The following is a 24,229-nucleotide window of genomic DNA, read 5'->3' as shown; positions in this document are numbered from 1 at the left end:
GCATCAAGACTAGCAGTTGATTTTTGGATATTAAACTGTCAATAATGACACTTAATAAGTCAAAAATGACATTTTGATAATTTGAACTTTAAATGAAGAAAATCATAATCTTAGCATTTGATGGTGCTTTGGCTTCCGCGATTACTGGGGTTGTTGATCTATTTGCAATGGCGGGTGTCAGTTGGAACCGGATTCAAAAACAAAATGTGCAGCGGCTATTTCAGGTTAAAATTGCCTCACAACATGGTCAAGCTGTGCAATGTATCAATGGCATCAAGCTTTATGCAGATTTAGCATTTTCTGAAATAACAGATGCAGATATCATTATTGTTCCAACGATAGGCGCGGCGATTTTAGATGTTTTAGCGCAAAATTCAGCACTGATCGAGTTATTAAAAACTCGGCAATTGCAGAGCGGACTGATCGCAGGAAATTGTACGGGTAATTTTTTTCTGGCAGAAGCAGGGCTTTTAGATGGCAAGCAGGCAACGACGCATTGGGGCTTTCAGCAAATGTTTCGTGAACGCTATCCTTTGGTGAAACTGAATGCAGATCAGCTCATTAGCCATGACCAAAATATCTATTGTGCAGGCGGCGGCTTGGCATGGTTTGATTTGGGACTGCACCTGATAGAACGTTTTTATGGTTTTGAAACGGCAATCCACACGGCAAAATCATTTGTATTGGATTATCGTCGTGATAGTCAGTTGTCCTATTCATTATTGAAAATATCTAAACCGCATCAGGATGGTTTGGTGCAAAAAGTTCAAGATTGGTTAGAACAGCATTATCATGAAAATATTGTCTTAGATGAACTTGCGGCGCAGTTTAATGTGACAACGAGGACATTGATTCGACATTTTAAAACGGCTTTGGATATTCCTCCGAATCAGTACTTACAATCAATACGGATTGAAGCTGCACGAAAGCGTTTAGAAGAAACGGGACATGCTTTAGATCTGATTATGCGAGAGGTCGGCTATAGTGACCCAAGCTCATTTCGACGGTTATTTCAAAAAAAAACGGGGCTGAGCCCCTTAGAATATCGTCGACGTTTCAGCCGACGATTTGATGTTTAGTTATAGTTTAAGCGGTTCGAACGGTATAACGGCCATGTAAAATGTAGTAGGCACCAATACATGCAAAGGCAGCAAAGGCGCTATACAAATACAATTGTGAGTAGCCAATATGGTCGAGCAATTTACCGATAAAGTATGGTCCAAAGCCTAAGCCGGCATCCAAAAAGATAAAGAAAGTCGAAGTGGCAAAGCCCATACGTTCAAGCGGCGCACTTTTCACGGCAACTGTTTGGCAGACCGACTGAATATTGCCATAACCGAGTCCGAGTAGCCCTGCACAAAGTAAAAGCATCCATGAACTCTGAGTGATGCTGAGCAATACCAATGCCACGCCCATAATCACAAAAGCAGGGTAGATCACTACATTTTCACCTTTACGGTCCATCAACGGGCCAGTAAATGGGCGAGAAATTAAAATCGCAATGGCATACATCAAAAAGAAAAACGAAGCTGTTTCAACCAAATCGATTTCTTTGGCATAGAAGTTAATGAAAGACAATACGCCTGAATAGCAGATTGAAGCGAAAAGCATGATGAAAGAAATTGGTAAGGCTTTAGGTTCTACAAATTGAGCAATCCAACTCGGTTTTTTGACGGCTTCAACAGTATCGAGGGGTTTATTGATTTTGGATAAATCGGGCACTTGAATCAGTAAAGCAACCAATAAACAGCTCAATGCGATAATCGTAGAAACGATAAAAATCGCGTGATAACCAATGTGTAACATCATCCAAATGGCAAGAAATGGCCCAATAGCTGTACCTAAAGTACTACTCATGCTGTAGTAGCCAATGCCTTCACCGCGACGTGTCGCTGGTAAGATTTGGGCAATTAAGGTACCCAGCACTGTTGATGCCATACCCATCATAAAGCCATGCATAAAGCGTATGAAAAGCAACATGCCGACGCCAAACTGAATGAAGTAAAAACCAGAAAAGACTAAAAAGCCAATTAAACCAACGATCAGTGTTGTTTTACGACCAAACCGTTCTAGGAATTTACCTACCAATAAACGCCCGACCAATGTGCCGACAATGAACAAGCCTGAAACTAGACCTGCTTGGGCTGTAGTCGCACCCAATTCAGCCACCGCATAGCCCACGATCACCACAACCAATAGATAAAAGGTTAAAACCAATTGGAAGTTAATGGCGCTGACTAAAATAAAATTTCGAGTCCAAAGTGGTGCTTTATCTTGCATGATCATCACCTACAGTGCTTTGTTCAAGTTCTTGCATGAGACGGTGTAAAATTTGAATGGAATGTTGGATATCTTGGCTAGCTAATGGCGCGATCAGGCGCTGCTCAAAGGCATCTATGTCTTTTGCACATTGCTGAAATAACTCACGTCCAGTCTCGCTGAGCATCATTTTCTTTTGACGTTTATCGTCAGTTTGTACATGACTCAAAATATCCATCTGCGCAAGAATTTTGACACGCTTAGTGATGGATGGCTTGGATACGTTTAAATATTCCGCAATTTCAATAGATGTACAAGCGGTTTTTTCACGGATGACAAACATGACTTGCCAAAGTGAATAGTTCAATTGATAGGGCAATAAAATCGTGTTGATTTCATCACTCATCAGACGCGCACAGCGTAGAAGTGAAGAGCGGAAACCTAATGTGGAATTCATGATAGTTAACTAGGGTAACTAAATTATCGCAACTTTACGCCTAATTTATTTTGAATTCAAGTGAACAACTTAAAGCATAAATAACAGGTATAAAAAAACCTGCGCGCACACAGGTTTTCTTGCATAACATTTCTTACAAAGCATATCTTGCAATACATATTGTTCATTTATGCCCTAAACAATGCGTGTTTATTCTACAGAAGCTTCTGCAGCTGCAATTGCAGCATCTTCTGCTGAGCTGTCTGCATTTTCTAAAATTTCTACACTTTCACCATCTGCATAAGCAAGTTCTTCACCTTCTGATTCAGCTTGCTCTAAATAAGCCGCAAGTTGTTCATCCGTTAATTCTTCAGGTTCACCTTCAGACATCATTGCTTGTTCTTGTAATTGGGCTTGTTCTAAATTGCTCATCATACTTTGCATATTGAACATCAATGGGATCATGACCAATAAATAAACAATCATCAAGATCAGATACAGTGACCCAATAACTTTCTCTGTTTGTTCCGTTGGACGTTTTATGCCATATTTATTTTCACCATCAGTGCCTTTTGCAGCCATCACATAAATGCTAAAGATGGTACCGACGAGTGGGATGAGAAAAATTAAACAGAGCCAACCGCTTTTATTTAGATCATGTAAACGACGGATCGTAATGCAGATCATTGCGACAAACATTGCAACGATGGAAACGACAATCAGTGCGATTGCACTGAGTCCTAAGAATGAATTAAAAAGTGCTTCAATACTACGTTCTGCTGAATTGAAAAATGCAAAAAGACCCAGCGCGACGCTGATGCCCAATAGGCAGGTATAAATCATACTAATGATAAATAACCACGCTAAATAAGACAGGCGGCCAAAACGTCCCTCAGGAGACAGAGGATGATCGGCTTTTTGAATTTGAGGCTGAATATTTTGATCTTGTTGAAACGGATTCAATTCGCTTGAAGTAAGTTCAGTCATTATTATTCCAATTTTAATTATCTAATTTATTTTCTATGCCCCAAAGGGCAGCATTATTGTATAGCGAAGTAAAAAAAGGTCAAATATTAGACATGGCTAAGTCATCAAATATTCCTTAGCCATGCTGTAATGTGGTCTGTTATTTATGTAATTTACGATACTCTTTAGGGCGCATTGGACGACTGGCTTTCCACAAACCTTTCTTTTGTTTACGTGCTTTGCTTTGTAAATTCATCATATAGTTCAAATGCTTTTGGTCACGGATGTATTCTTCGTACACCCACGCAGCACCACGTTTTACCATTTCTTCATTCATGCATTTACGATAGCGATAAATAACCCCAACGCAGCGGCCATAACGGTCTACATCAGTGATTTTTACGCGGACAAATTTCTTATAAACCATGGATTTGATCAGGCGGGCTGACTCTTTACCGTAAGCTTGTGTCGATTCTGGCGCATCCACATAAGCAAAGCGAAGTTTGGTTTTAGAACGTCTCAGATTCATCCGATAGCAGGTGAGGGTATCGCCATCACTAATATCGGATACACGGCAGAGGTAAGATTTTCCTTTCTTAAAAGGCTGGAAAAAATCCTTTAAGAAAATGGTGACTTTATAAAGAACATAGACTGTGATCAGGCACAGTACTGCACCTAACGCCATGAGCCAATTCGCGGAGAGATTTGAAAGCATACACATTGATATGAACGAGGTCATATCGCATAAAAACAGGAATTTAGATTTTATAAGAACTCATGATTTATGGCTGTCGAAGAAACCGACGGTCAGTTAAAAATACATTAAATAATCAGCATTTGATCTATAAATATACAGCAAGTTTCATCACGCAAAATTCAATCTAAATCCATGTAAATAGCCTAAGCAAGCTAATATATCATCATAAAATAGCCTAAGCAAAAATTTTAGAAATTTGGCTTCGCAAAAAAACATGCCGTGAATTTAATTCCAAATCATTATGCCAATACATCCCTAGTTTAATTTTCGGCAAGTCTACAGGTACATCAAAAATATTTAGTTCGGGAGCAACCTGTAAATGCGTCAAAATATTTTGCGGAATCGTTAATATTGCCTTGGGTTGCTGTGCCAAAATTTGTAGCGCAGTAGAGTAATGCTGACAGCGTAAAAAAATCTCTCTAGAGTGTTTTTTACGATTTAAATAAATATCCTCGACTAATACACCTGCACGTCGGGAAGAAACCCCAATGTGAGGAGCAGAAAGATAAATAGACTCATCCATCTTAGGGTGTTGACTACAAATCACGAATTGGTCTTCAACCAAGGTTTGAAAATTGATCTTTTCACCAAAGTTTTGCTCAAGGTCAATCGCAAAATCGATTTGCTGTGCAGCAAGATCAGCCACAATGGTTTTGCGATCTAATTTGATACTGGAAAATTGGATCTGAAACTGTTGCTGTTGAAAGTGTTCAACTAACTTGGGAAAAATGATCGGTTCAATTTCATCATGTACCGCAATTTTCAAGCTCTGTACCATTGAAGGAGTAAATTGTTGTTTTTGGATAGAAATACTTTGAATCGCAATAAGCGCATTTTTAATTACAGGATAAATCTGCTCGGCAAATGGCGTCGGAAGCATTTTTGCTCCAGCACGTACAAATAAGTCATCTTGTAAATGTTGTCTTAACCGTTGAAGTGCATGACTCGCTGCAGACTGAGTAATACACAAAATTTTTGCAGCTTTTGAAATGCTTTTTTGTTCATAAATTGCGATATAAAGTGGATATAAATTGATATCCATACGGTGAAACACACCCATATCGATGACGGTGTTTTTATGAATACTATTCATGTTCATCTATTGAATTAAATCATTTTGTTCATATTAGATTTCAGGTTATGGTGTTGTAAAGCGTAAAGAACAGAATATTTAAAGGATGTTGTCATGTTTGAACTTTCAGCACGTGCACAAGATTATATTGAAAGAACAAAAAAATTTATTAAAGATGAAATTGAGCCTGTAGAAACTGAGTTTTGGGCAGAAGTTCATGAGCTGAACCAAGGTGGCGATTGGACCAAATGGCAATGGCCGGCACAGTTAGAGGTATTAAAAGATAAAGCCAAAGCTGCAGGCTTGTGGAATATGTTTTTACCATGTGCTGAACTTGGACAAGGTTTATCTGTACAAGAATATGCACACATCGCAGAACTATCAGGCCGTAGTTTACTTGCACCTACGGTATTCAATTGCAATGCACCAGACAGCGGCAATATGGAAGTGATTTGGCGCTATGGTACTGAAGAACAAAAGCAGCAATGGTTAACACCATTACTGGACGGCAAAATCCGTTCAGTATTTTGTATGACAGAACCTGCTGTTGCTTCAAGTGATGCAACCAATATGGAAGCTACGGCTGTCGTTGAAGGCGACGAAATTGTATTGAATGGCCGTAAGTGGTGGTCTTCAGGTTTAGGTGATCCTAATGCCAAAATCATTATTTTTATGGCGCATACACCAGATGAAAGCAAAGACCGTCATCATCAGCATTCTATGGTTTTAGTACCTGTTGAAACTGCTGGAGTCAAAATCGAACGTATGTTACCTGTGTTTGGCGACTATGATGCGCCACATGGACATGGTGAAATTAGCTTCACAAATGTTCGTGTTCCTGTTGCAAACTTTATTGGCGGCGCAGGTCAAGGTTTTGAAATTGCACAAGGTCGTTTAGGCCCAGGCCGTATTCATCATTGTATGCGTTGTATTGGTGCTGCCGAAAAATCGCTAGAACTGATGATTGACCGCGGTATGAGCCGTACTGCTTTTGGTAAAGAAATTTTAAAACTCGGTGGCAATTTAGAACGCGTAGCAGAAGCACGTGTTGCGATTGATCAAGCACGTTTGCTGACCCTTTATGCAGCATATAAAATGGATACTCAAGGGAATATGGCTGCATTAACCGAGATTTCTGCCATTAAAGTGGTCGCGCCGAGTGTATTAGAAAAAGTTGTTGATATGGCGATTCAAATCCACGGTGGTGCTGGGGTTTCTCGAGATACACCACTCACAGGCTTCTTTGCTCAAGCACGTTCACTGCGTCTGGCTGATGGCCCTGATGAAGTGCATAAAGGTATGATTGCTAAATTAGAATTGGCGAAGCGCGGTTACAGCAGTCGCCGTAAAAAATAAACAAGTTGTAGTCACGTATTTGGCATGGCAACCCCGAATTGTCCATGCTATAAAACTATAGAAAATTATATTTTTATCATCATGATAGATTCAAGTTTAGGAAGAAAAGCATGTCAGTGATCGATGTAGGCGGTTCAGTTCGTGAGGGTGAAGAACTGGATGTACGTGCTGTAGGCAATTGGTTGATTGAATATGGCGTTGAAATAGAAGGGCCTGTAGAAGTCACTCAATATTCAGGTGGCGCATCAAATTGGACTTATCGCTTAAAATACGACAATGCTGATTTAATCTTACGTCGTCCACCGAAAGGCACCAAAGCCAAGTCTGCACATGATATGGCACGTGAATATAATGTACAGAAGGCATTATCTGAATTTTATCCTGTACTCCCAGAAATGGTGGCGCTATGTCAGGACGAATCAGTGATTGGCTGTGATTTCTACGTGATGAAACGCGTAGAAGGCATCATTCCACGTGCAAACTTACCCAAAGAAATCAATTTTGATGAAAGCCAAGTTCGCGAATTATGCATCAATGTGATTGATAAACTCGTTGAGCTGCATCAAGTGCCATACCAAGGCACAGATTTAGAAAAAATAGGCAAGGGCGACGGCTACTGTCGTCGTCAAGTGGAAGGTTGGGACGCACGCTATGAAAAAGCCAAAACCTTAAATGTTCCTTCTTTTAAATATGTCCGTAATTGGCTCAAAGACAATATTCCTGCTGACTCTAAAACCTGTGTAATTCATAACGATTGGCGTTTTGACAACGTCATTTTAGATCCAAATGATCCTACCCAAGTGATTGGCGTATTGGATTGGGAAATGGCAACGCTTGGCGATCCGCTGATGGACTTAGGTTCAGCTTTAGCGTATTGGGTTGAAAGTGGCGATAACGCAATTTTTAAAGCGACACGCCGTCAGCCGACTAACTTGAGAGGCATGTTTAGCCGTAAAGAAGTCGTTGAATATTACTTAGAAAAAACTGGTCTACAAACAGACAACTGGACCTTTTATGAAGTGTTCGGCATTTTCCGTTTAGCGGTAATTGCACAGCAAATTTATTACCGCTTTTACCACAAGCAAACCAATAATCCGGCATTTAAAGATTTTTGGATTGTGATCCATGCTTTGCATATTCGTGCCTTAAAACTTATTGGTTTGCAAAAACTTGAAGCCAATGACGTGGCACAAAAATATATTGAAAAAATGAAGGATATTTTAGGGAAATGACCACGATATATTTAATTCGGCACGGTCAGGCTTCTTTTGGTGCAGAAAGCTATGACAAGCTTTCTCCCAACGGTGAGCTACAGGCTAAGGTGCTGGGACAGTATTTCGACCGTATTTTAAAAGAAAGTCCTTATGTGGTTGCGGGCTCAATGCAACGTCATCAACAAACAGCCAATCTTGCATTGGCTGAATGCTTTCCAGAAGCACAAGTTGATACAGATAACGCGTGGAATGAATTTAATCATCAGCAAGTTTTTGCTCAGTATGAACCTCGATTTAACCAGCCGCATTTATTAAAAGAAGATGTATCTAAGCATGAAAACCCGCGTGCTTATTTATCCAAAATTTTTGAAGGTGCCATTGAGCGTTGGACAGGCGGAGAATTTCATCATGAATACGATGAATCTTGGCCACATTTTAAAAATCGAGTCGAAACAGCGCTAGAAAAGTTATGCACTCAACTGGCTGAAACCAAACCACGTTATGCCGTTGTGTTTACTTCAGGTGGAGTGATCTCGGTTGCAGTAGGTAAAATATTAGGGCTGAGTCCAGAAAAAACATTTGCACTCAATTGGGCCATTGCCAATACCAGTATGACAACACTGCGTTTAGTTGGAAATGAACCGCAATTACTCAGTTTAAATGAACACCATTTTATAAAAGCAGTTGATCCAAATTTATTGACTTGGATCTAAGATAAACAAAGGAATTATCATGGCTAAAACAATTTTAATTACAGGTGCAAGCTCAGGGATTGGTGCAGGAATGGCACGCGAGTTTGCGCAAAAAGGCTACAACTTGGCCATTTGCGCACGTCGTTTAGAGCGTCTAGAAACACTAAAGCAGGAATTGGAAAGCCAATATGGCATCAAAGTGATTACGAAAACCCTCGATGTCACAAATTACGATCAAGTGTTTGAAGTGTTCCGTGCCTTTAAAGCAGATTTTGGCAGTATTGACCGTGTTATTGTCAACGCAGGTGTCGGTGAAGGTCGTCGTATTGGTAAAGGCAATTTTGAAATTAACCGTGCCACAGTTGAAACCAACTTTATCTCTGCTTTGGCGCAATGCGAAGCTGCGGTTGAAATTTTCCGTAGCCAAAATGCAGGGCATTTGGTGGTGATTTCTTCGATGAGTGCTATGCGTGGCATGCCTAAACATTTAACGGCTTATGGTGCGAGTAAAGCAGGTGTTGCTGCTCTAGCTGAAGGTATTCGTGCAGAACTGATTGATACCCCAATTAAAGTGACGACTATTTTCCCTGGTTATATTCGTACAGAGATCAATGAAGGTGCGAAAAAACTGCCATTTGAAGTCGATGAAAAAACGGGTTCACATCTTTTAGCAAAAGCCATTGAGAAAGCACCGGTTAAAGCCTATGTACCACAATGGCCATGGTTGCCTCTAGGTCTTGCGATGAAAGTATTGCCGTTAAAGATCGTGAATAAATTGGGTTAAACCTTTATGCAATAATAAAGCTCCAATTTTGGGGCTTTATTATTCTCAAATGATATTCGTCATCCTCTGTAGGTTAAAAAGGAATACATAAAACCTGTGATGAAAAGACATAAAAAGCAGCCGATTTTGCAAAGAAAAAATGGAGTAAATACTCAGATTATTTATAAATAAGATATTGAAAATAAATAAAATGTTGAATATTTGAACAGACGATGATTTGTTCTCAAAATAGCGATTTCCTTTTTTTTAATTTGCTTTAATGTACAACTGTTCATTAATTTTTAGGTTTGTACTATGTCTATGTCTTCCGATATGACAGATCAACAGCGAATTAACAAAGTCAGAACTGTCGTAACGAAAGCTGGTGAAGACTTACGTCAGCAATATCCCATTTTAAAACATCAAAACTTTATAGGCGCAGCCATCCTTATTTTTGCGCTACTAGGAATGTTGGGTTCAGCTTGGGCGTTTGCTGTTGGCATTTTACCGGCATGGGCTTGTGTGATTTTGGTGGCGATGTTTGCTTCACTGACACATGAATTAGAACATGACCTGATTCATTATATGTACTTTAAAAAGACGCCGTGGGCTCACCATCTCATGTTGGCCTTGGTGTGGTTAGCACGTCCGAATACTATTAGTCCTTGGGCACGTCGTCGTTTGCATCTCAACCACCATAAATATTCAGGTTCAGAATACGATTTGGAAGAACGGGGCATTAGTAATGGCATGCCGTGGGGTTTACGTCGTATATTGGTCATTAGCGATCAATTGATGACGGTTTATTTGCGCCCATTTCAAATGTTCAAGATGATTAGGACATTCATTGAAAAACAACCTGAAAAAGAACGTAAAACGGCATTGTTCTCTCAATTGACTGGATTTTTCCCCTTAAGTTTTGTTTATTACGGCATTTGGTATGTATTTGTCATTTATCATGTGGTGAATGGTATTGCTCCAATGTTAGGACAAAGTATTAGTTGGTCAGTCAATTTAGTGAAATTAATTCCAACGATTAATTTTTTAGCTGTGATTTGGATTATTCCGAACTTTATACGTTCTTTCTGCTTACAATTTATCAGCTCAAATATGCATTATTATGGTGATATTGACCCACGCGATGTCATTAAACAAACTCAGGTGTTAAATCCGTGGTGGTTGTTCCCAATGCAATTATTTTGCTTTAACTTTGGTTCGACCCATGCCATCCACCATTTTGTGGTTAAAGAGCCGTTTTATATTCGACACCTAACTGCAAAAACTGCACACCAAGTCATGCGTGAGGCTGGTGTACGTTTCAATGATTTTGGAACCTTTAAACGCATAAATCGCTGGAATTAAATCAGTAATAGCTTCAAAAAAAGCCCTCAATTGAGGGCTTTTTTTATGATCTAAACTTTTATAAATTACTTGTGTGCAAAAAAATGTTTGAGTGCATCTTGCAAGGCAACTTGCCATACCGCATAGGAATGTCCGCCGATATATGATTGGTAATGCACATCATGACCTTTATTTTTTAAATCTGCTGCAACAATAGGTGAAGTCTCTAAAATACTCAGTTCATTATTATTTCGAGAGCTTTCATAACTATTGGCAGTAATAAACCAATGCTGTTTAGGTTGTGAGGTTTTATCACGAATGATTTTACTAATGCCATTAGGGAGGTCTGTCGGCGCATTTTGCCACCAAAATGATCCAGATAACGGTACGACGTGACTAATTTGATTTGGATTTTCTAAGGCTAAATAAGCTGAACTTAAACCGCCAAGACTTGACCCAAGTAGTACCGTTTTCTTCGAATCGACTTTTGCAGGTGCATTTTTTTGAATCCAAGGCATCAGTTCATCACTAAAAAACGCTGAAAATTTTGCATTAGGTGTTAATTCTTTCGGTCGTTCCTGCTCATTCGGTGGAGAAACAAATATGGCTTGAATTGGTGGCAATTGACCTTGTTCAACTAAAATGTCTAACGCCTTTGGAACATTCAGTAATTCATTATATTGCTGACCATCAAAAAATATAGCAGTGATATAGCTCTGGTTTTTCTTGGCTTTAGATTGGTAAATTTGGATTTTACGTGAGTTATTCAAAATTTTGCTGTCTAGAACAAACTCTTGTAATTGGGGCTGTTTCACATTTGGATATTGTTTTGGATCAATAAAAGGCGGGACATCTTTAAGCGCCACTAAATTTTCATTACGCAAGCCTGACGTGTCATCACTTGCGAGATAAGTCTTTTTATTGAAAGGATCAATCCGTTGTACCTGTATCACAGCACGACGCTGCATTCTTGATTCTTTAAGTTTTGGATTCAGATGCGGACAATAATTTGACAGATAGCCTTCTAAGTTCGGTAAATCGACAGCAAAGCTATAACTGCCAATATAACGATGATCAATAATCGATTCTTTAAACCAAATATCGGTATTTGGTAGGCGTGTTAACCATTCATGGTCATTACTTGGGCCACCAATAAGGCGAACATTATGCTGCGCACCTTTCCATAAAAAAATTATACGGTCATGTTTTTCATCATAGTTTTCAATGATTGGTGTACCTATAAGCTCTACACGCTTCCAAAAATCTTCAAGAATTTGAGCATGTTGTTTTGGATTTTGATTTAACTGATATTGTAGGTTTAATAATATTTGGCTTTGCGCTTTGACATCTTCACATGCAGCAGCATAGGGAAAATGTTTTTTTTCTATTGTATCGGTTAAAGCGGGTGAATTTTGAGTTTGGGCAAAAGCAGAAGTAACAGCAAAGCTAATTGAGCAAGCTAAAAAAAGTGGGGAAAGTTCTTTCATTGAAATAATAAAATAGGTAGGATGAAAACCAATAAATGATAATCATTATTAATATAAAAAACTAGCAATATGCCGCAGAATGGTGCTTTTAAAAAAAGAAAATGTAGAAAAATAACAATAGAGTCAATGCTTTGTTTCTTAAACTATTTAAAATAATGAAGACGATAAGCTCTCAATCATTACCCAAATATTATGCTACTCAAAGTATCAACACTGCTGCTGTTACCTGCATTACTGATCCAAGGTTACCGTGTGAAAAAAAATACCCCACGTTTAGCAGAACCGATGGGAGAACGTTGTGGGATGAGTGGTCAGGGTAATAGACCATTATCGGTATTAATACTAGGTGATTCAGCAGCAGCAGGTGTCGGCGTCGAGCATCAGTCGGATGCGCTATTGGGACAATTGCTTAAAATTTTATCGCCTGATTATCAAGTTCATTATTGCCTTGAAGCCACAACAGGATATAACAGCCAGCAAATCATCAATGCTTTGGATAATGTCGCAAAGCAGAACTTTGATGTCGTGATCAGTTCTGTTGGTGTCAATGATGTCACAGCATTAAAACAGCCAGACCAATGGTTGAAGCTCCAGCAGCGTTTATATCAAGCTGTCGAGGAAAGGTTTCATCCACAGCTATTGATCATTTCAGGTGTGCCACCAATGGATGCGTTTCCAGCTTTACCGTTTCCATTGTCATGGTTGTTTGGACAATATTCGCAAAAGATGAATGCGATTTTAAAAAATTATGTTAATACTCAAGCGAATATGCGATTAATTCAATACGATTTACACGAGTATCGTGAAAAAAATTTAAAAATGGCCAAAGACGGCTTTCACCCGAGTAAAGAAATTTATCAGTTATGGGCTGAAAAAATAGCAAAACACATCACTGCACAATTTTCATAGATAATATATGATTCAATCACTTGGTGAAGTTAAATCTACATGAGCAAAGATATTTCCGACGTGAATCCGCAAATTGAAACGCATCCATTAACGCCATTTTTGCCATCAAATGGGAAACTCTTGATGCTAGGGAGTTTTCCACCACCCAAAACACGCTGGAAAATGGATTTTTACTATCCAAATTTCCAAAATGACATGTGGAAAATCTATGGCCTATGTTTTTTTCAGGATAAAAATCATTTTCTCAATCTAGAGAGCAAAACTTTTAAAGAACAGCTCATTCGAGATTTTTTAAATGAAATAGGCATAGGCATTTTTGATACGGCCTATCAAGTGATTCGTTTGAAAGGCAATGCGTCAGACAAGTTTTTACAGATCCATCAGCAAACCGATATTGCGAAGCTTCTTACGCAGATGCCTAATTGCCATAGTATTATGACGACAGGAGACAAAGCGACTGATACTTTAATGCTCTCTATGCCAAAAAATACGGAAAAACCACACATTGGGCATGCTGTTCGTACCGAATTTGCAGGCAGAGATTTGACTTTATACCGTATGCCGTCATCATCTAGAGCTTATCCACTAGCATTGGAAAAAAAAGCCGAAGCCTACCAAAGCTTATTTAAAGATATAGGCTTCCTTTAAGTAAGTTTTCGAATTTATGAAATGCCTTGAATAAAATTTCTTATTTAAACAGGCAAACATTCAATGATTAAAACGTGGCATCTTAATAATGGATAAACATCAACTCCTTAGCCATCATATTCAACATAATCCCAAAGGTTTAAACGAGCTTTAATTTCTTTGCGAATATTCGGCAGCATAGGTAGTAAAGTGCCATCGATCCATAAACTCAGTGTCTGAGATGAAACTTTTTTGTTTGCATCATCTACAATTTGTGCGCCTTTCACGATCACCAAAGTTTCTTCGCTAGCTGCAGTTTCAATGCCTTTAAATAAAAGCTGTAATTCATGACCTGTATCTTGAATTAACCATTCCAACTCAATTTGGATATTGTGATTAGATTTAAGCACAGCTTGGCCTTCAATCATGTCATTGTCAGATAAGCAGTCATGCTCAACCCGAACTTTCGACAAAAACCATTCTTGATGACCAAGTTCAGGAAGTGTCGTAAAAGGCGTTAAAATATCACTTAAATTAAATTGGCGGCTTAAATCAAAAAATTGCATTAGAAAACTTTAGGAGGAGATAAAACAAAATAAGAGGTGGATGTTAAAGCATCATCAAGTGTGAGTAAAACCTTTGCTTTTATTGAGATATTTTATGTATAAATAGCATTCAATCTATCTAAATTAAGTCTAAGAAAAATGCATTGCGAAAATAATATACACATAAACGATGTGCCCAGCCCTATAGACTTAAAAGATCCAATCGAAGCTAAACAATGGGCAGCTGAAGTCAATCTTAAACGTCCGTGGCGTTATGACATCTTTCAAATGTATGTTGACTCTATTTTGGCTTTCAACCCGAATGCCCGTGTACTTGAACTGGGTTCAGGTCCAGGTTATTTGGCTGATTTTTTAATCAATCATTGTCCAAATATAGATTACACAGCATTTGATTTTTCCGAAGCTATGCATGACTTGGCAAAAGAAAAATTAAGTGCAGCGCAACGCTTAAAATGTAATTTTATAACAGGGGATTTCAAACAATCGGATTGGGAAAAATCTCTTCACTTCAATGAAAAAAGTATCTTTGATGTGATTATTATTCATCAGGCCTTACATGAATTGAGACATAAGGCGTATGCAGCAGAGTTTCATCGGACTGTAAAAACGTTGTTAAATACACAAGGCGTGTATTTTGTATGTGATCATTTATATGCACCACATGCTCAGCAAAACCATGAGTTGTATATGTCAGTTGAGGAACATTTAGCAGCGCTGAAAGCAGCCAATTATGGGCAAGTGGAATTTCTTGGCGAAATCAATGGTTTGGTTATTTTCAAAAGCCAGCACTCATATAAACGAGACTGAACAAGAGCATTATTGAGTTGCTTGAAACTGCTTAAATCGTTCCTATTAGATATTATCGATGAGAAAAACCTAACCAATTAGCAGTACATTGTCATTACATCATCCATTCGATAGGGAGGTATGACACTGCTTTTATGCTAAATCGTTGGAATCGGGTTGTTTCGGGTTCATGGGTATAGGTTTTGATTTTTCCATTTTTTTGATGCTCTAACCAAATGATTTCGCCGTTTTCATCCAGTTTTAATTCATACGCAATTTGCGGTAAATATTGGTTTAATGCGGCAGAAATATCGTTTTGTAATCGATCAGACTTAACGACAAGGCCAACTTCCGAATTTAAATTTGCGGAACGTGGATCAAAGTTAAATGATCCAATAAACACCATTCCGTCGATATCGAAAAATTTTGCATGCAAACTAGAGGCATTTTTGCCTTTTGCAGGGATGATATTTCCAGTTATGACCTCATACCATGTGCGTTTTGAACGCTCTATATAAGGTTTAAATTCATATAGTTTCACGCCATTTTCGAGTAAGTCTTTGCGATATTTTTGATAAAACGCATGAACGACAGCGACGTCATTGGCTAAAAATGAATTGGTTAACACACGGACTTCTACATTTTTACCTGCAAGACCCGTTAGAAAGTCAGTTCCTTGTTGCGTGGGAACAAAATAAGCTGAAACCAATTCCATGCGTTCCTTGGGCTGTCCCATCAAGGTCGAAAATTGGTTATAAATTAATTCTTGCTCTTTAGCCTCACCACGAATTTTATTCGGACTATCCGCAATGAAATGTGCTACGGCCCAATTCACCGGTCTTAGTTTAAGCTGAGCCGCCAGTTGTTGCTGTGCATAGTTAATGCGCTGTTGATCTTTAGTCAACGTTGTAGAGTTTTCTTGGTACGTTTGTCTTAATTGATTTAAGTCTGCTTTTGTACCTGCACCAATCCATTGCTGGACAGAATAACTTAAATCATCATTCCAAAAGTTCAAAAACACTTGATTGGCTTGTTGAATGGCTTCCCCATAGAAAAGGATATCCAAATCTGTAAATTGAAAACTTTCACTAGCATCAAAATATTCATTACTGATGTTACGACCACCAGTTACGCCTATAAAACCATCGGCAACGATTAATTTATTATGCATACGATGGTTAATATGCTTTAAGCGAAATGCATAATCAATGACACGTAATTTTCTGAATTTATAGGGATTAAACAGTTTGATTGAAATGTTGGGATGAGCTGAAAGGGATTGTAAGGTCGGATCGAGTTTCGTCCCGTTTTGATCATCAATTAGTAGCCTTACTTTTACCCCACGGTCAGCGGCATGCAGTAATTCTTGAAACATCAAATGCCCAATAGCATCATTTTCCCAAATATAATATTGCAAATCGATGGTGTATTTTGCGTTTCGAATCAAATGCAGGCGAGATGCAATGCTTAAGAAGGCATCATCTAAGGCTAAATAAGCCGTTTGTTTTTGTTGTAATTTTTCTAAATCCGTAGCAGACGTAATCCATTTTTCTGCATGTGATTGTATAGGGACATCTTTTTTTGACTGATTGCTAGGTAAGCTGCATCCAGTTAATAGGCTGATCGAAACAGTTAAACCGACAGTACAACTTATTTCACGTAATTGTATCATTCGAATAGCATTAATCATTCCTTGAAAAATTCATCATAACATCATGTTTTAAGGTTGTATCTAGGCTTAAAAAGAGGTTACTGTAACTCATCTGTTAATATAAGCCATACAGGATGTTTTTAGACATGAAATCACGTGCAGCCGTTGCTTTTGGACCGGGTCAGCCTTTAGAAATTGTTGAAATTGATGTGGCACCACCTAAAGCAGGTGAGGTTTTAGTCAAAATTAGCCATACAGGTGTGTGTCATACAGATGCATTTACATTGTCGGGTGATGATCCTGAAGGCGTATTTCCAGCAATTTTAGGGCATGAAGGTGCAGGTGTTGTGGTTGAAGTCGGTGAAGGTGTGACTTCAGTGCAACCAGGTGATCATGTTATTCCGCTTTATACCGCAGAATGTGGTGAATGTTTATTCTGTAAATCGGGTAAAACGAATCTTTGTGTATCTGTACGAGCAACACAAGGGAAAGGTTTAATGCCGGATGGTACAACACGTTTTTCTTATAATGGTCAGCCGATTTATCACTATATGGGCTGTTCAACATTCTCTGAATATACTGTGGTTGCAGAAGTGTCTTTGGCAAAAATTAACCCTGAAGCGAACCATGAGCATGTGTGTTTGTTGGGGTGCGGCGTAACAACAGGCCTTGGTGCAGTTAAAAATACCGCTAAAGTTCAGGAAGGTGATTCAGTTGCAGTCTTTGGTTTAGGTGGAATTGGTTTGGCTGTGGTACAAGGTGCTAAAAAAGCTAAAGCAGGTCGTATCATTGCGGTAGATACCAATCCTGACAAATTCAAATTGGCTGAAGAATTTGGCGCTACAGATTTTGTTAATCCAAAAGATTATGATCGTCCAGTTCAAGAAGTGATTGTAGAAATGACGGGTTGGGGCGTCGACCATTCATTTGAATGTATTGGCAATACCAATGTGATGCGCTCTGCTTTGGAATGTGCTCACCGTGGTTGGGGTCAATCTGTGATTATTGGTGTGGCAGGTGCAGGTCAAGAAATTTCAACCCGTCCATTCCAATTGGTTACTGGTCGTACTTGGAAAGGCACTGCTTTCGGTGGTGTTAAAGGTCGTTCACAATTACCGGGTATGGTAGAAGAAGCCATGTCAGGCGAGATTAAACTTGAACCATTCGTGACCCACACCATGGGGCTAGATAAAATCAATGAAGCTTTTGATTTAATGCATGAAGGTAAATCAATTCGCTCTGTTGTACATTTTGAAGATTAAGCATTGATGTAAATATTAATACGTTAATTTTCACTGTTTTAAAACTAGGCTTTGGCCTAGTTTTTTTTTGTGTCGTTATAACAAATCAAAACTTCAAATTAGGATTTGCAAAAAGTGACAGATTGTTAGACATATAATGATAAAAAATGCCAAATGATAGATTTTGTCCCGAATTCACATGGTGGGAAATTAGCACTAAACATAAGGTAAGCATAATTTAAAAACAAATGTATATTAATGCATTATCCGAGGCAAAAAATGACAACTACAAGTTACAAGCCTGAGTGGATTCGGGAAGATTTTATTGATTTTATTGCAGAAAAATTTGATGCAATTTGGGCCTACAAACGTGTAAAAGCACAATTGGTCAAATCACGTTGTGTGGGAATCGGGTTTTATGAACTGAGTTTTTTAGCGAATCACAACTTTAAAGTAGCAAACTATCGACCAGGCCAATGTGTTCTGGTGACAGTGGTCAAAGATGGTGTACGTCATCAACGTAGCTATAGCATCGTCGAAATCAATACATCAGGTCATGTGGTGATTGCAGTTAAACAGCAAGGCAACGTGTCCAATTGCCTGACGCAATTAAAAACAGGTGATGTTGTTGAATTATCGCAACCGCAAGGTGAGTTTGGCCTAAAGCTAAATTCGGATCGACCAATTTTACTGCTTGCTTCAGGTAGTGGCATTACCTCAATCATGGCTTTGTTTAAACAAGCGATTAAGCTTGAACGTGTGGTTGACCTGATTTATTTCAATCGAGATGATGCGTATTTGGATGAATTGATTCAACTAGCGAAGCAATCAAACCATGCACACTTACATGCGATTAATACGCTGAAAACTAAATTACATATCTCACCAGAGGTGCTAAACCACATGGTCCCCGATTTTAAGCAGCGAGATTGCTATGCCTGTGGTGCAGCGCCAACGATGCAAAGCATTGAGCAACTGTATCGTGAGTTTAAGCTTTCAGAATATTTAAATACTGAATATTTTCAGATGATTGCTGATGATTCAGTGCCTGCTCAACCTGTCACTTTTAGTTTAGCCCAACAAGATTTTTTAGCAGAAGGTAACTTACTTGAAAGTGCTGAAAAAGCCGGTTTAAAACCTGCGCATGGTTGTCGGATGGGTATTTGTAATACTTGTTCGTGTACGAAATTGCAGGGTTCAGTGAAAAACTTACTTACTGGCGAAATCGATCATGCGAATAACACACAAATCAAATTATGTGTCTCTCAGGCAATTTCACCTGTACGTATTCAACTCTAACCCACGCCGCATAAAAACAAATCAGGGGCATCAACATGAATCAATCGATATATATTCGTCCGAATAGTAAGTCACGTTATTTATCTCCAGAACAAACTGCTGAATTTGGTGAAAAAGTCGAGCAAATACGACGTGAAATCATGCAGAGTGTAGGTGAAAAAGATGCAGCGTATATTTATAAAATTCGCAATTTTGTCCGTTATAGCGAGATCGCATCTCGTGGCATGTTGATGTTTGCAGGTTGGATTCCACCAGTTTGGTTAATGGGTACGGGTTTATTGGGTATTTCTAAAATCGTAGAGAACATGGAACTCGGTCATAATGTGATGCATGGTCAGTTTGATTGGTTAAATGACCCGAGTTTAAATGGTGCTAATTATGATTGGGATACCATTGCCACAGGTCAAGACTGGAAATATACCCATAACTATGTGCATCATACCTATACCAATATTGTCGGTATGGACCATGATGTCGGCTATGGCTTAATCCGTGTAAGTGAATCGCAAAAGTGGGAGCCACGTTTCCTTTTTAATATTCCACTGGCTGCCCAACTCATGGTTTTCTTTGAGTGGTATGTCGGCATTCAACGTTTACATTTAGAAGATGTTATTGCGTATAAAACCAAAAATTGGAAAGATGTATGGCATGAAGCGGCCGATGTACGTCAGAAAATTAAGCGCCAAGTGATTAAAGATTATGTATTTTTCCCGCTTATTGCAGGTCCCAATGCGATTCCGGTATTTGCAGGAAATGCGGTAGCCAACGTGATTCGTAGTTTATGGGCTTCCGCTGTCATCTTTAATGGTCATTTTACTGAAGATGCGGAAAACTTCGAGATGGACAATACTGAAAATGAAACTCGAGCAGAGTGGTATCTCCGTCAAATTCGTGGCTCAAGTAATTTTAGTGGAACACAATGGTTGCATATACTCAGTGGTAATTTGAGTCACCAAATTGAACACCATTTATTCCCAGATATGCCTGCAAACCGCTATGCAGAAGCCGCACCTAAAATTAAAGCACTCTGTGAGGAATATGGTATTCACTACAACGAAGCCAGTTTTATCAAACAGTTTGCCAGCGTTTGGGTTCGACTCGCGAAATGTTCAGTGCCAAATGACTGGCGTGCCGAGCTTAAGGAACGTTCAGCTACACTTCAGCAGTGCATTAAACAAAAAATCATGAAGAAAATCGGGCGTTAAAATACTGTATGTTTAGCAATATTGTCCTTAATGCTTCCCATAGATGATTTTTAAAGCTGTAAATTCGCCAAAGTAGCGTTCATCTACTTTGGCTTTTTAGACATATCTAGCGAGCAAGAGTTATTCAACTAATTGCACGCTATTCTGAATGCCACAAGATTCTACAAAATATGCATCATGTGAAACGAGGATCACCGCACCTGTATAATGCTGAATAGCTTGAGCCAATAACATTCTAGACTCTATATCTAAGTGATTTTCAGGTTCATCTAACAATAAAAGCTCAATATTCGGTGTTAAATAATTTAAGCCCAACAAGGTCACTTTTAAACGCTCACCACCACTTAAACAGTGAAATGGCAGTTCCGCTTTTTGACCACGGATTCTAAGTTGACCGAGTTGATTACGCCATTCCGTTGACGAAACCTCAGGATTAAACTTTGCCAAATTGTCCAAAACACTCAGTTCTGGTGATAAATCACTCAAGTTTTGGTCTAAATACAGGGTATGCACAGACAAAAACGTTTCATGGCTAGACTGTGATGTGGTCTGACTCAAATACTTTAGAAATGTAGATTTACCAATACCATTTTTTCCTTTTAAATGAATTTTTTCACCTGCCTGTAAGGCCAAGTCGAAAGGCTGGTGCTGAGATGTTTTGCGATGAAAATGTTTAACTCTTAAGATTTCTCCTGTTTTTTCAGCGTGATGTTGAAAAACGAATTGCTGCTCTTTGACATGCTCAAGTTGTTGCTGTGACTGAATCAGTTGAGATCTCTTTTCTTCCAATTGCTTCTGCTGTTGCGTTTGAACTGAAGCGAGGCTTTGACCGGCTTGTTCCTTTTTAAAATCGAGTAACACTTTGGCTTGGGTGCTTGACTTGCGTAGGACACGCCCTTGTTGTTCTCGTTTTTGCGCTTTCATCTGTGTTTCGTGTTGTTGTAATTTGAGTTGTTTTAACTCACGCTGCTGCTGTAAAGCATTACGTTGTAAGGCTTTATTTTGCAGATCATTTTGTTGAACGTAGTCTTCATAGTTGCCAGTAACATGACTGAGTCCAAACTCATTTAAAGCATAGATATGCTCTACATGTTGCAGCAATTCTCGATCATGACTGACGACGAATGCACCCGCAGGATGGTTTTTTAAACGATCGATGAGCCATATACGTGAAGATGCATCTAAATGGTTACTAGGTTCATCCAAAAGTAAATAATGGTCGGTTTTTAAAAATAATGCACACAAAGCCAATTTGGTTTTTTGACCTTCACTCAGCTGAGCGACTGGGAAATTTAAACCTGTTGGTAGTGAAGCTTGCTTAAGTTGTTGCTGCCATAGTGCAGGACGGTGCCATTGGTTTTCAGTCAGCTCAAAGTCTTCAAAACTGGCATTGCCTATTTCGATACGTTGAAATGCGTTATATAAATCTTCCACACCGAGTGCAGAAGCAATCGTGTCAGCTTCTAGTCGAGAAAATTGTGATAAATAAGCATGTGGTACATTCCATGAAATTTCCCCTTCATAGGGGAGATCTTTCAGATTTTGCGCATGTAAGATTTTAAGGATGCAGGACTTTCCTAAACCATTGCGACCAATACATGCCGAAAGTTGTTGATTGAGGTTAAATTTCAGGTTTTTAAAAAGTGTTTTGGAAGGAAATTCCAAACTTAATTGGGAAATTGTACAAGCTGTTTGAGTCATAGATGCACCTTGCGATAGCAAAGATGCGCAATACAAATAACTAATTTTATTCTATAAAAAAGACAATATTTGAGAAAATGCAGTCGAAGTCATTAGCCATGTGTTTGCACATCAAAAAAATGGATTTGATGAAGAAAAAACAGGGCTTACTTCATTGGCAAATACTCGAATTAAAAATAAATGGAAAAAAGCTTTAAACAGCCTAATGTTGTGCAGTCTAATAAATGTTTATTTATTAATCAATACATCAAATTTTAAAAATAGGTCGCAATAATTGGCAGCAGCGTTATTTAATACAACAAAATAGCAAAAAACTATTGTCAAACCGATGAATACAGCGTATTTTAATTTTCAGACAGATACTTTTTGATGAAATCAAGATGTTAAAGCAACCTTTAATCTCAAACGCATATTATTACTTCTGGCAGTTTAGATAATTGCCTGAACGCGTTCGGGCATGAAAAAGGTTGCCCACCAAGTTTATACCTGATCGGCAACCCTGATCAGGTTTTTTTATGTCTTGATTTTTATAATATTTTTGGAGAAATCTCATGTTTACAGTAAATAATTCATATTTTAGCAACGGTTATTGGTTTTACTTTAGTCAGTCTATGTCTAAAGCCTTGAAGTCCCAAAGTCCCATAACGCTCAGATAAAAGATCGGACTGTTTATACGTACAGTCCAAAGGAATAGAACCAATGAATGCGCTAAATACAGCTTTACAACAAACTCAAAATTCAGAAATTCAGAAATCTACACGGCCAAAAGAAACGCTTTTGAGCTTGCCACATCAACTGAAACAACAATTACCTTTATCAGTTCATGCTGCAGAACAAATTGCTGCACATCGTGTAACGATTCAAAATATTTTGACAGGTCTAGACCCGCGTCTAATGATTATTACAGGTCCATGTTCAATCCATGATCCGATTGCTGCGTTGGAATATGCTGAAAAATTAAAACAATTACAGGCACAGGTTTCAGATCAAATTTTTCTTGTGATGCGCGCATACATTGAGAAACCACGTACTACAGTGGGCTGGAAAGGCTATATGTATGACCCAAGTTTAGATGGATCATCTAATATGCAGTTGGGCTTAGAAAAATCACGTGAGCTGTACTTACAAATTATTGAAATGGGTTTGCCAATTGCCTCTGAAATTTTAAGCCCAATGGCGACGGGTTATTTTGATGACCTTTTGGCTTGGGGTGCAATCGGTGCGCGTACCAGCGAATCACAAATTCATCGTGAAATCTCGAGTCATATGCCATACAGTATTGGTTTCAAAAACGGAACAGATGGCTCAATCCAAATTGCTTTAGATGCCATTGAATCTGCTTCGCATCCACACCAGTTTTTAGGTATGAGTCAAGCCGGCCTACCGTGTATTTTAGAATCCGTTGGCAACCCGCAAGCACATTTGATTTTACGTGGTTCTAATACAGGTCCAAATTATAGTTTGGCTGAAATAGACAAAATTCGCAGTAAAGCAAAAGGCGATTTACCAGCTTTAGTGATCGATTGTAGTCATGGTAATAGCCATAAAGATCCAATGAAGCAACCTGAAGTATTACGTACAATTGTGGCGGAGCGTGAGCATACCCAAGTGCGTGGTGTGATGTTAGAAAGTCATTTAGTGGATGGTAATCAAAAAATTAGTTGTGACATGACTTATGGTCAATCTGTAACAGATGGATGCTTAGGTTGGGACAAAACCATTGATTTAATTCAACAGGTTGCGAATGAACTTCGTGCATCACAAATCAAACGTAGTGCTTAACAATCCAGAGCATACTCAGTCTGAATTGATTTAGCCCAAAGCCTTAGAATATTGATTGTTCTAAGGCTTTTATTTTGAAATTTACTTTATTGTAAACTGTGACGTAAAAATTGAAATAT

At 38.7% G+C, this 24,229-nt stretch carries 23 protein-coding genes; 13 read left to right on the top strand and 10 right to left on the bottom strand.

Features of this window, described 5'->3' with window-relative positions; genetic code table 11:
* The first annotated feature begins 92 nt into the window (after positions 1-92).
* A complete protein-coding gene (locus FTV27_RS12830; protein WP_180078894.1) occupies positions 93-1,079 on the top strand; it encodes a GlxA family transcriptional regulator in 987 nt (328 codons plus the stop codon).
* Between the two features lie 7 nt (positions 1,080-1,086).
* Here FTV27_RS12830 and FTV27_RS12825 read toward each other — a convergent pair whose 3' ends face one another.
* From FTV27_RS12825 to FTV27_RS12800, 6 genes are all read right to left on the bottom strand, one after another.
* Positions 1,087-2,286, bottom strand: coding sequence for an MFS transporter (locus FTV27_RS12825; protein ID WP_180078893.1), 1,200 nt, complete (start codon positions 2,284-2,286; stop codon positions 1,087-1,089).
* Positions 2,270-2,719: a MarR family winged helix-turn-helix transcriptional regulator gene (locus FTV27_RS12820; RefSeq protein ID WP_373684200.1), complete on the bottom strand. Its 450-nt coding sequence runs from the start codon at positions 2,717-2,719 to the stop codon at positions 2,270-2,272. The genes FTV27_RS12825 and FTV27_RS12820 overlap by 17 nt, the downstream gene beginning before the upstream one ends.
* A 66-nt stretch (positions 2,720-2,785) precedes the next feature.
* A complete protein-coding gene (locus FTV27_RS17360; RefSeq protein ID WP_354667282.1) occupies positions 2,786-2,887 on the bottom strand; it encodes a hypothetical protein in 102 nt (33 codons plus the stop codon).
* A gap of 18 nt (positions 2,888-2,905) precedes the next feature.
* Positions 2,906-3,682 (bottom strand): DUF805 domain-containing protein, encoded by a 777-nt coding sequence (locus tag FTV27_RS12810; protein WP_168377548.1) that lies wholly within the window; start codon positions 3,680-3,682, stop codon positions 2,906-2,908.
* 139 nt (positions 3,683-3,821) lie between these two features.
* Positions 3,822-4,376: a thermonuclease family protein gene (locus FTV27_RS12805; RefSeq protein WP_078190973.1), complete on the bottom strand. Its 555-nt coding sequence runs from the start codon at positions 4,374-4,376 to the stop codon at positions 3,822-3,824.
* 217 nt (positions 4,377-4,593) lie between these two features.
* Complete coding sequence (locus tag FTV27_RS12800) at positions 4,594-5,511, bottom strand: LysR family transcriptional regulator (protein ID WP_180078891.1); 918 nt, start codon at positions 5,509-5,511, stop codon at positions 4,594-4,596.
* Between the two features lie 93 nt (positions 5,512-5,604).
* Here FTV27_RS12800 and FTV27_RS12795 point away from each other — a divergent pair, with 93 nt between their 5' ends.
* The 5 genes from FTV27_RS12795 (at position 5,605) to FTV27_RS12775 (ending at position 10,877) form a co-directional block, all read left to right on the top strand.
* Positions 5,605-6,846, top strand: coding sequence for an acyl-CoA dehydrogenase family protein (locus FTV27_RS12795; protein WP_180078889.1), 1,242 nt, complete (start codon positions 5,605-5,607; stop codon positions 6,844-6,846).
* Between the two features lie 110 nt (positions 6,847-6,956).
* On the top strand, positions 6,957-8,078 hold the full coding sequence (locus tag FTV27_RS12790) for a phosphotransferase family protein (protein ID WP_180078887.1): 1,122 nt from the start codon (positions 6,957-6,959) through the stop codon (positions 8,076-8,078).
* Positions 8,075-8,773 carry a histidine phosphatase family protein gene (locus FTV27_RS12785; protein WP_180078885.1) on the top strand — a complete coding sequence of 233 codons (699 nt, stop codon included), beginning with the start codon at positions 8,075-8,077 and terminating at the stop codon, positions 8,771-8,773. The genes FTV27_RS12790 and FTV27_RS12785 overlap by 4 nt, the downstream gene beginning before the upstream one ends.
* A gap of 19 nt (positions 8,774-8,792) precedes the next feature.
* Entirely contained in the window at positions 8,793-9,536 is a 744-nt protein-coding gene (locus FTV27_RS12780; protein WP_180078883.1) for an SDR family oxidoreductase, read from the top strand.
* A 294-nt stretch (positions 9,537-9,830) separates the two neighbouring features.
* Positions 9,831-10,877 (top strand): fatty acid desaturase, encoded by a 1,047-nt coding sequence (locus FTV27_RS12775; protein ID WP_180078881.1) that lies wholly within the window; start codon positions 9,831-9,833, stop codon positions 10,875-10,877.
* A gap of 65 nt (positions 10,878-10,942) precedes the next feature.
* Here the strand turns inward: FTV27_RS12775 and FTV27_RS12770 are convergent, their stop codons facing one another.
* Positions 10,943-12,343, bottom strand: coding sequence for an alpha/beta hydrolase-fold protein (locus tag FTV27_RS12770; protein WP_180078880.1), 1,401 nt, complete (start codon positions 12,341-12,343; stop codon positions 10,943-10,945).
* Between the two features lie 192 nt (positions 12,344-12,535).
* On the opposite strand from FTV27_RS12770, the gene FTV27_RS12765 reads away from it, so the two are divergent.
* Both FTV27_RS12765 and FTV27_RS12760 read left to right on the top strand, forming a co-directional pair.
* A complete protein-coding gene (locus tag FTV27_RS12765) occupies positions 12,536-13,252 on the top strand; it encodes an SGNH/GDSL hydrolase family protein (RefSeq protein ID WP_180078878.1) in 717 nt (238 codons plus the stop codon).
* A gap of 39 nt (positions 13,253-13,291) precedes the next feature.
* Positions 13,292-13,900, top strand: coding sequence for a uracil-DNA glycosylase family protein (locus FTV27_RS12760; protein ID WP_180078876.1), 609 nt, complete (start codon positions 13,292-13,294; stop codon positions 13,898-13,900).
* Between the two features lie 107 nt (positions 13,901-14,007).
* On the opposite strand, the gene FTV27_RS12755 is transcribed toward FTV27_RS12760, so the two are convergent.
* Positions 14,008-14,445 (bottom strand): hypothetical protein, encoded by a 438-nt coding sequence (locus tag FTV27_RS12755; RefSeq protein ID WP_078193815.1) that lies wholly within the window; start codon positions 14,443-14,445, stop codon positions 14,008-14,010.
* A gap of 162 nt (positions 14,446-14,607) precedes the next feature.
* Here FTV27_RS12755 and FTV27_RS12750 point away from each other — a divergent pair, with 162 nt between their 5' ends.
* Positions 14,608-15,252 carry a class I SAM-dependent methyltransferase gene (locus FTV27_RS12750; RefSeq protein ID WP_180078944.1) on the top strand — a complete coding sequence of 215 codons (645 nt, stop codon included), beginning with the start codon at positions 14,608-14,610 and terminating at the stop codon, positions 15,250-15,252.
* A 94-nt stretch (positions 15,253-15,346) separates the two neighbouring features.
* Here FTV27_RS12750 and FTV27_RS12745 read toward each other — a convergent pair whose 3' ends face one another.
* Positions 15,347-16,903 (bottom strand): phospholipase D family protein, encoded by a 1,557-nt coding sequence (locus FTV27_RS12745; RefSeq protein WP_180078874.1) that lies wholly within the window; start codon positions 16,901-16,903, stop codon positions 15,347-15,349.
* 125 nt (positions 16,904-17,028) lie between these two features.
* Between FTV27_RS12745 and FTV27_RS12740 the strand changes: the two genes are divergently transcribed.
* From FTV27_RS12740 to FTV27_RS12730, 3 genes are all read left to right on the top strand, one after another.
* Entirely contained in the window at positions 17,029-18,144 is a 1,116-nt protein-coding gene (locus FTV27_RS12740; RefSeq protein WP_078193885.1) for an S-(hydroxymethyl)glutathione dehydrogenase/class III alcohol dehydrogenase, read from the top strand.
* 258 nt (positions 18,145-18,402) lie between these two features.
* Positions 18,403-19,422, top strand: coding sequence for a flavin reductase family protein (locus tag FTV27_RS12735; RefSeq protein ID WP_180078872.1), 1,020 nt, complete (start codon positions 18,403-18,405; stop codon positions 19,420-19,422).
* 35 nt (positions 19,423-19,457) lie between these two features.
* Entirely contained in the window at positions 19,458-20,627 is a 1,170-nt protein-coding gene (locus tag FTV27_RS12730) for an acyl-CoA desaturase (RefSeq protein ID WP_180078870.1), read from the top strand.
* Between the two features lie 120 nt (positions 20,628-20,747).
* Here the strand turns inward: FTV27_RS12730 and FTV27_RS12725 are convergent, their stop codons facing one another.
* Positions 20,748-22,328 carry an ATP-binding cassette domain-containing protein gene (locus FTV27_RS12725; RefSeq protein ID WP_180078868.1) on the bottom strand — a complete coding sequence of 527 codons (1,581 nt, stop codon included), beginning with the start codon at positions 22,326-22,328 and terminating at the stop codon, positions 20,748-20,750.
* A gap of 699 nt (positions 22,329-23,027) precedes the next feature.
* On the opposite strand from FTV27_RS12725, the gene FTV27_RS12720 reads away from it, so the two are divergent.
* Positions 23,028-24,110 (top strand): 3-deoxy-7-phosphoheptulonate synthase, encoded by a 1,083-nt coding sequence (locus tag FTV27_RS12720; protein WP_180078866.1) that lies wholly within the window; start codon positions 23,028-23,030, stop codon positions 24,108-24,110.
* Positions 24,111-24,229: the final 119 nt, after the last annotated feature.

The sequence above is a fragment of the Acinetobacter sp. YH12251 genome (assembly GCF_013417465.1).
GTDB classification, from domain to species: domain Bacteria; phylum Pseudomonadota; class Gammaproteobacteria; order Pseudomonadales; family Moraxellaceae; genus Acinetobacter; species Acinetobacter amyesii.
Note: the sequence above shows the minus strand (reverse complement) of the source record. Positions and strands in the feature narration are given on the sequence as shown.

Coding starts and splice junctions, on each gene's coding strand:
- FTV27_RS12790 (WP_180078887.1), top strand. CDS start 6,957: ATGTCAGTGATCGATGTAGGCGGTTCAGTTCGTGAGGGTGAAGAACTG.
- FTV27_RS12735 (WP_180078872.1), top strand. CDS start 18,403: ATGACAACTACAAGTTACAAGCCTGAGTGGATTCGGGAAGATTTTATT.
- FTV27_RS12720 (WP_180078866.1), top strand. CDS start 23,028: ATGAATGCGCTAAATACAGCTTTACAACAAACTCAAAATTCAGAAATT.
- FTV27_RS12745 (WP_180078874.1), bottom strand. CDS start 16,903: ATGATACAATTACGTGAAATAAGTTGTACTGTCGGTTTAACTGTTTCG.
- FTV27_RS12785 (WP_180078885.1), top strand. CDS start 8,075: ATGACCACGATATATTTAATTCGGCACGGTCAGGCTTCTTTTGGTGCA.
- FTV27_RS12805 (WP_078190973.1), bottom strand. CDS start 4,376: ATGCTTTCAAATCTCTCCGCGAATTGGCTCATGGCGTTAGGTGCAGTA.
- FTV27_RS12725 (WP_180078868.1), bottom strand. CDS start 22,328: ATGACTCAAACAGCTTGTACAATTTCCCAATTAAGTTTGGAATTTCCT.
- FTV27_RS12830 (WP_180078894.1), top strand. CDS start 93: ATGAAGAAAATCATAATCTTAGCATTTGATGGTGCTTTGGCTTCCGCG.
- FTV27_RS12810 (WP_168377548.1), bottom strand. CDS start 3,682: ATGACTGAACTTACTTCAAGCGAATTGAATCCGTTTCAACAAGATCAA.
- FTV27_RS12780 (WP_180078883.1), top strand. CDS start 8,793: ATGGCTAAAACAATTTTAATTACAGGTGCAAGCTCAGGGATTGGTGCA.
- FTV27_RS12760 (WP_180078876.1), top strand. CDS start 13,292: ATGAGCAAAGATATTTCCGACGTGAATCCGCAAATTGAAACGCATCCA.
- FTV27_RS12770 (WP_180078880.1), bottom strand. CDS start 12,343: ATGAAAGAACTTTCCCCACTTTTTTTAGCTTGCTCAATTAGCTTTGCT.
- FTV27_RS12755 (WP_078193815.1), bottom strand. CDS start 14,445: ATGCAATTTTTTGATTTAAGCCGCCAATTTAATTTAAGTGATATTTTA.
- FTV27_RS12775 (WP_180078881.1), top strand. CDS start 9,831: ATGTCTATGTCTTCCGATATGACAGATCAACAGCGAATTAACAAAGTC.
- FTV27_RS12825 (WP_180078893.1), bottom strand. CDS start 2,286: ATGATCATGCAAGATAAAGCACCACTTTGGACTCGAAATTTTATTTTA.
- FTV27_RS12800 (WP_180078891.1), bottom strand. CDS start 5,511: ATGAATAGTATTCATAAAAACACCGTCATCGATATGGGTGTGTTTCAC.
- FTV27_RS12795 (WP_180078889.1), top strand. CDS start 5,605: ATGTTTGAACTTTCAGCACGTGCACAAGATTATATTGAAAGAACAAAA.
- FTV27_RS12740 (WP_078193885.1), top strand. CDS start 17,029: ATGAAATCACGTGCAGCCGTTGCTTTTGGACCGGGTCAGCCTTTAGAA.
- FTV27_RS12730 (WP_180078870.1), top strand. CDS start 19,458: ATGAATCAATCGATATATATTCGTCCGAATAGTAAGTCACGTTATTTA.
- FTV27_RS12765 (WP_180078878.1), top strand. CDS start 12,536: ATGCTACTCAAAGTATCAACACTGCTGCTGTTACCTGCATTACTGATC.